Source organism: Streptomyces sp. UNOC14_S4, from assembly GCF_020740835.1.
Classification (GTDB): domain Bacteria; phylum Actinomycetota; class Actinomycetes; order Streptomycetales; family Streptomycetaceae; genus Streptomyces.
The window spans coordinates 1-5007 of record NZ_JAINFC010000537.1 but is presented as its reverse complement, the minus strand read 5'-3'; the positions used below and the strand labels follow the sequence as shown (position 1 = coordinate 5007).

Sequence of the window (5007 nt, the reverse complement as noted above, 5' to 3'; positions counted from 1 at the left end):
TCCGTACTCCGCGGTGATCTCCTGGTCGAGCTTCTCCGCCTCGATCCCGGCGAGGGCGACCGCGAACGGCTCGCCCTCGCCGGGATCGAGGCGGAGAAGCTCGACCAGGAGATCACCGCGGAGTACGGAGCCGCCCACACGCACACCATCAACGTCCGCGAACTGCGCGGCTGGCTCGCCTACCTGGCCGGTCACCGCGCGGACGCCGCCCGCTGGTACCTGCACACCACCGGCCTGCAGACGGAGGTCTGGGGAGCGGGCCACGCGCTCACCCAGGCGTCCGCGCAGCGCGCCGCGCACATCTGGACGAGCGTCACCGACCCCCGCGAGGCCCTCGCGCTCGGCGCCGAACTGGAGGCCGTGCTCGCCGCGACCACCGGCCAGGACAGCCGGGCGACCCGTCGCGTACGTGCCGACATCCGGCGCATCCGGGCGGCGGCCGCCGGCACCCCGTGAACAGCGGCGCGGCAGCGGCGTGACGGAGGTACGACGGAGGCGCGACCGGGCCCGGTGCCCCCGTACCGCGGTACCGGCCCCGCCTGCCCGCCCGCCCGGGCGGATACGCTGCGGGGCATGAACGGCAGCGGAACCGCACCGACTCCGGCCCCCCGGGCCCGCTACCGCAGGCTCGGTGTCGAGGAGCGCCGCACCCAGCTGATCGCCGCCGCGCTGGGGCTCTTCGCGCACCGGGCGCCCGAGGACGTGTCCCTGGACGACGTGGCGGTCGCCGCCGAGGTGTCACGGCCGCTCGTCTACCGCTACTTCCCCGGCGGCAAGCCCCAGCTGTACGAGGCGGCGCTGCGCAGCGCCGCCGACGACCTCCAGCAGTGCTTCGCCGAACCCCAGACCGGCCCGCTCACCGGCCGCCTCTCCGCCGCTCTCGACCGCTACTTGGCGTTCGTCGCCGAGCACGACGCGGGGTTCAGCGCGCTGCTCCAGGGCGGCAGCGTCGCCGAGACCTCCCGTACGGACGCGATCGTGGACGGCGTCCGGCGGGCCGCCGCCGAGCAGGTCTTCGCCCACCTGCGGGTCACCGACCCGGGCCCCCGGCTGCGGATGATGGTCCGCACCTGGATCACGGCGGTCGAGGCGGCGTCCCTGATCTGGCTGGACGAGGGCAAACAGCCGCCGCTGGAGGAGCTCCGCGACTGGCTCGTCGACCACTTCGTCGCCCTGCTCACCGCGACTTCGGCGACGGACGAGCAGACCTCCCGGGCTATAAGGGCGGTGCTTTCGACGGAGACGCCGGAGGGGCGCGTGGGCCGCCTGGTGCGCCAGGTGGCCCCCATGCTCACGGACGCGGCGCACCTGCTGTGAGCGCATCTGCTGTGAGCGCATCTGCTCTGAGCGCACCTGCTGTGAGCGAACCTGCTCCGAGCGGTCCGCGGTCGGCTCACTTCGCCAGCAAGCCGGAGCTCACCCACAACTTCCGTCCCACGCCCCGCAGGACGCCGATCTCGTCCAGGAAATCCGTGAGCCGCCGGGCCCCGGCCTGCATGACCTCGCGCCGGTGCCCGCTGGCCCGTACCTGCGCCACGGCCTCCCGCCGGTCGAGGCCCACGTCCGTGTAGACGGCGGGGTTCACGAACGCCTGCGAGAAGACCCGGGCCGCCTCCCCGGAGCTCACCCGCGTCAGCTCCGCCTCCCACCGCGGGCACTTCACCATCTGGCGGCGCAGCTCTTCCCGCGCGTACCGCACGTGGCGCGCCTCCTCCACCACATGGATGCGGGTCACGCCGCGGACGAGGGGCTGCACGCGCTCGTCGGGGAACGTCAGCCGCTGCATGTAGTCGAGGATCTCCTCGCCGAGGAGCGTGCAGGCGAAGGAACCGGGTGTGGTGGAGACGGTCTTGAGGACCCTGGCCAGATTGTGGTGGAGGCCGGAGACGGGATAGGCCGGGCTGCCCGACCTCGCCACCATGCGCGCGAACATCTTCGAGTGGCGGCACTCGTCGGCTATCTCCGTCAGGGCGTAGCGGACGTGCGCGCTGCCCAGCGGCTTGTCGTAGACGTGCCGCACGAGCAACTGCATGAGGATGATCTCGAACCAGATGCCCACCGAGGCGAGCGCGGCGGCCTCGTGCCGTGAGAGCTCGACGCGCTGTTCCTCGGACATGCGCCGCCACAGCGGGGTGTCGTAGAGGGAGAGCAGCTCAGGGGGCCAGAACCACTTGCCGTCCACCAGCGGGGCGTCCCAGTCCAGTTCGGTGTCCGGGTCGAAGGAATGTCTGGCGGAGGACTCCAGCAGCCGTTCGGCGACCCGCTCGCGGTCCTTGAGCGCCCCGAGCGCGTCCCGGAGCGGCTCACGTGCGGTTTCGGCGGTCCGGGTGGCGGCCTCCGGAAGCGCGTCGGTCTCGGTGGTCATGGCTGAGAACACCTCGTTCGTGGGTTACCCGCGGTCACCTGCTTATGAGACTGCTTGTCAGCAAGGACGTCAATCCCCTTGCCCGAAACGCGCACCGCACCGGCGGAACGGACCGGCCATCGGCCGTCGACCGGTCGTCGACTCCGTCATTGACCCGGCGGTAACCCACGTGTGAGCCTGCCAACTACCCACGTTCGCAAGGGATTGGGAGGCCACATGACGACCTGGGACGTCTACGCGCACGACCCCGGCGAGCCCTTGCGGGAGGTGCCCGCCGCGGGCGCGGCCCGCCTGTCCTGGGAGTACGGGGACGGCCGCGAACGCCTGCTCGCCCTCTACCAGAAGGGCAAGGACAAGCAGTGGGACGCCGTCACCCGCATCGACTGGGACCTGCCCGTCGACCCGTACGACCCGCTCGGCGTGCCCGACGAGAGCCTGCCCGTCCACGGCACCCCCTACTGGGACCGGATGGGCCCGGCCGACCGCCGGGAGCTGCGCCGCCGCTACGCCTCCTGGCAGTTCAGCCAGTTCCTGCACGGCGAGCAGGGCGCGATGGTGTGCGCGGCGCGCATCGTGGAGTCCGTACCCGACCTGGACGCGAAGTTCTACTCCGCGACGCAGACCATGGACGAGGCCCGGCACGTCGAGATCTTCGGCCGCTTCCTCCAGGAGAAGATCGGGCAGGTCTACCCGGTCGACGACAACCTCCGCTCGCTGCTGGAGGACACCTTGCGGGACGGGCGCTGGGACATGCCCTACCTCGGCATGCAGGTGCTCATCGAGGGCCTGGCCCTCGCCGCGTTCGGCATGCTGCGCGACACCGTCGAACAGCCGCTGCCGAAACAGATCCTCGCCTATGTGATGCAGGACGAGGCCCGGCACGTCGCCTTCGGCCGTATGGCCCTGCGCGATCACTACCGGCAGCTGACCGAGGCCGAACTCCGCGAGCGCGAGGAATTCGTCATCGAAGGCTGCTATTTGATGCGCGACCGGCTGCGCGGGGACGTGGTGCTGACCGATTTCGGCATTCCCGCCGCCGACGCCTACGAGCTCAACGAGCGCTCCCCATTCATGCAACTGTTCAGGAAGCTGCTCTTCAGCCGCATCGTGCCCTGCGTCAAGGATATCGGCCTGTGGGGTGAACGGCTCCAGCGGGCATACATGGACATGGGGGTATTCGATCTGGGCGACTCCAGCCTGGATCTCCTGATGCACCAGGACGAGGAGATCGCCGAACAGCTCGACGCACAACGGTTCGCCGCGGAGGAAGCGGCCAGAAAAGCGGAAGTTGCGGCTGTGATGGCCGAGGGGGAGGGGACGGATGACATAACGGCGTAGGCGGCACAAGGCGGCTCCCAGTCATCGGATAGCCACCGAATTCCGACCGAAGCCGCCCGTCCCCCCCGTGGAACCCTCGTGTCGTCATGACCGTCTTTGTTGTGCACCTCCGGCACAACTCGTACCGAGGGAGGGGACGTTCATGGCACGGCTCACTGCCAGGAAACGGCACTTCGCCGCGGCGGCGGTATCGGTGCTGGCGCTCGCCGCGACGATACCGGGCTGCGTGGCCATGGCCACGGAGGACTCGGGCGCCCCGGAACACACCCGGGACGCCGCCAAGGCGGCGCACGGCACTTCGCCGTCGCCGTCACCGTCGCTGTCACCGCCACCGTCGGCGTCGCAGTCGTCACCGGCACCGCTGCCGTCGCCGCCGTCATGGCCATCACCCTCGCCGTCCGCCCCGGCCACGCCCGGACGCGTATCGGCGGAGATCACCCATGAGTCGGACACCCCCGGCAAGGCGGTCAACCTCACCATCGACGACGGTCCGGAACCGATCTGGACACAGAAGGTCCTCGACGTACTGAAGAAGTACGGGGCCAAGGCCACTTTCTGCATCATCGGCTCACGGGCCAAGGAGTATCCCGATCTCGTCCGGAAGGTGGTCGCGGCCGGACACCGGCTCTGCGACCATTCCGTGGACCACAACACGGAAATGGACCGGCGTCCCGAGTCCTATCAGCAGCAGCAGATCCTCGACGCCCGGAAAATGATCCAGGACGCCGCGGGCCCGGACGCCAAGGTCCTCTACTACCGCGCCCCGGGCGGTGCCTTCACCCCCTACAGCCGCGAAGTGGCCGCCTCCCACGGAATGCGCCCCCTCGGCTGGAACGTCGACACCCGAGACTGGACCAACCCCGGCACCCGGAAAATCCTCGACACCGCGGAACACGAGCTCCACGAAGGCCCCACCGTCCTCTTCCACGACGGCGGCGGCAACCGCAGCCAGACGGTCGCGGCCCTCGACCAGTTCCTGCCGTGGCTGAAGAACCAGGGGTACGTCTTCGGCTACCCGAAGATCTGACGGCGGAGCGGGCCGTTGCCCGACGCATACGAAAAAGCGGGAACCAGTGAGACTGGTTCCCGCTCTCTCAATGTCGGCATCCGCCCTGACCAGTGGGACACGTGTCCCACTGAGTGCTAGGCAAGTGCCCCCGGCAGGATTCGAACCTGCGCACACGGCTCCGGAGGCCGTTGCTCTATCCCCTGAGCTACGGGGGCTTTGTCGGCGCTTGTGGCGGCGACAGGAAGAACATTAGCAGCTCCGGATGGGTGCATGGCAACGTCGGAGGGGGCGCGGG

General features: G+C 69.9%; 5 protein-coding genes and 1 tRNA gene. 4 read left to right on the top strand and 2 right to left on the bottom strand.

Annotated features, from left to right (window positions below):
• A partial coding sequence (locus K6I34_RS31445) for a hypothetical protein (protein WP_229331282.1) occupies positions 1–456 on the top strand: 456 nt, incomplete at its 5' end.
• Positions 457–573: 117 nt separating this feature from the next.
• Positions 574–1317 (top strand): TetR/AcrR family transcriptional regulator, encoded by a 744-nt coding sequence (locus tag K6I34_RS31440; RefSeq protein ID WP_229331280.1) that lies wholly within the window; start codon positions 574–576, stop codon positions 1315–1317.
• Positions 1318–1393: 76 nt separating this feature from the next.
• Here K6I34_RS31440 and K6I34_RS31435 read toward each other — a convergent pair whose 3' ends face one another.
• Positions 1394–2365, bottom strand: a complete 972-nt coding sequence (locus tag K6I34_RS31435) for a diiron oxygenase (RefSeq protein WP_229331278.1) — start codon at positions 2363–2365, stop codon at positions 1394–1396.
• A gap of 216 nt (positions 2366–2581) precedes the next feature.
• Here K6I34_RS31435 and K6I34_RS31430 point away from each other — a divergent pair, with 216 nt between their 5' ends.
• Both K6I34_RS31430 and K6I34_RS31425 read left to right on the top strand, forming a co-directional pair.
• Positions 2582–3703: a ferritin-like domain-containing protein gene (locus tag K6I34_RS31430; RefSeq protein WP_229331276.1), complete on the top strand. Its 1122-nt coding sequence runs from the start codon at positions 2582–2584 to the stop codon at positions 3701–3703.
• Between the two features lie 142 nt (positions 3704–3845).
• Positions 3846–4730, top strand: coding sequence for a polysaccharide deacetylase family protein (locus K6I34_RS31425; RefSeq protein ID WP_229331274.1), 885 nt, complete (start codon positions 3846–3848; stop codon positions 4728–4730).
• Between the two features lie 125 nt (positions 4731–4855).
• Here the strand turns inward: K6I34_RS31425 and K6I34_RS31420 are convergent.
• Positions 4856–4927: transfer RNA gene (locus K6I34_RS31420), tRNA-Arg, on the bottom strand.
• Between the last annotated feature and the right edge of the window lie 80 nt (positions 4928–5007).

Bases quoted from the DNA above. Each gene is read 5' to 3' on its own strand.
- K6I34_RS31440 (WP_229331280.1), top strand. From the start codon at position 574: ATGAACGGCAGCGGAACCGCACCGACTCCGGCCCCCCGGGCCCGCTAC.
- K6I34_RS31435 (WP_229331278.1), bottom strand. From the start codon at position 2,365: ATGACCACCGAGACCGACGCGCTTCCGGAGGCCGCCACCCGGACCGCC.
- K6I34_RS31430 (WP_229331276.1), top strand. From the start codon at position 2,582: ATGACGACCTGGGACGTCTACGCGCACGACCCCGGCGAGCCCTTGCGG.
- K6I34_RS31425 (WP_229331274.1), top strand. From the start codon at position 3,846: ATGGCACGGCTCACTGCCAGGAAACGGCACTTCGCCGCGGCGGCGGTA.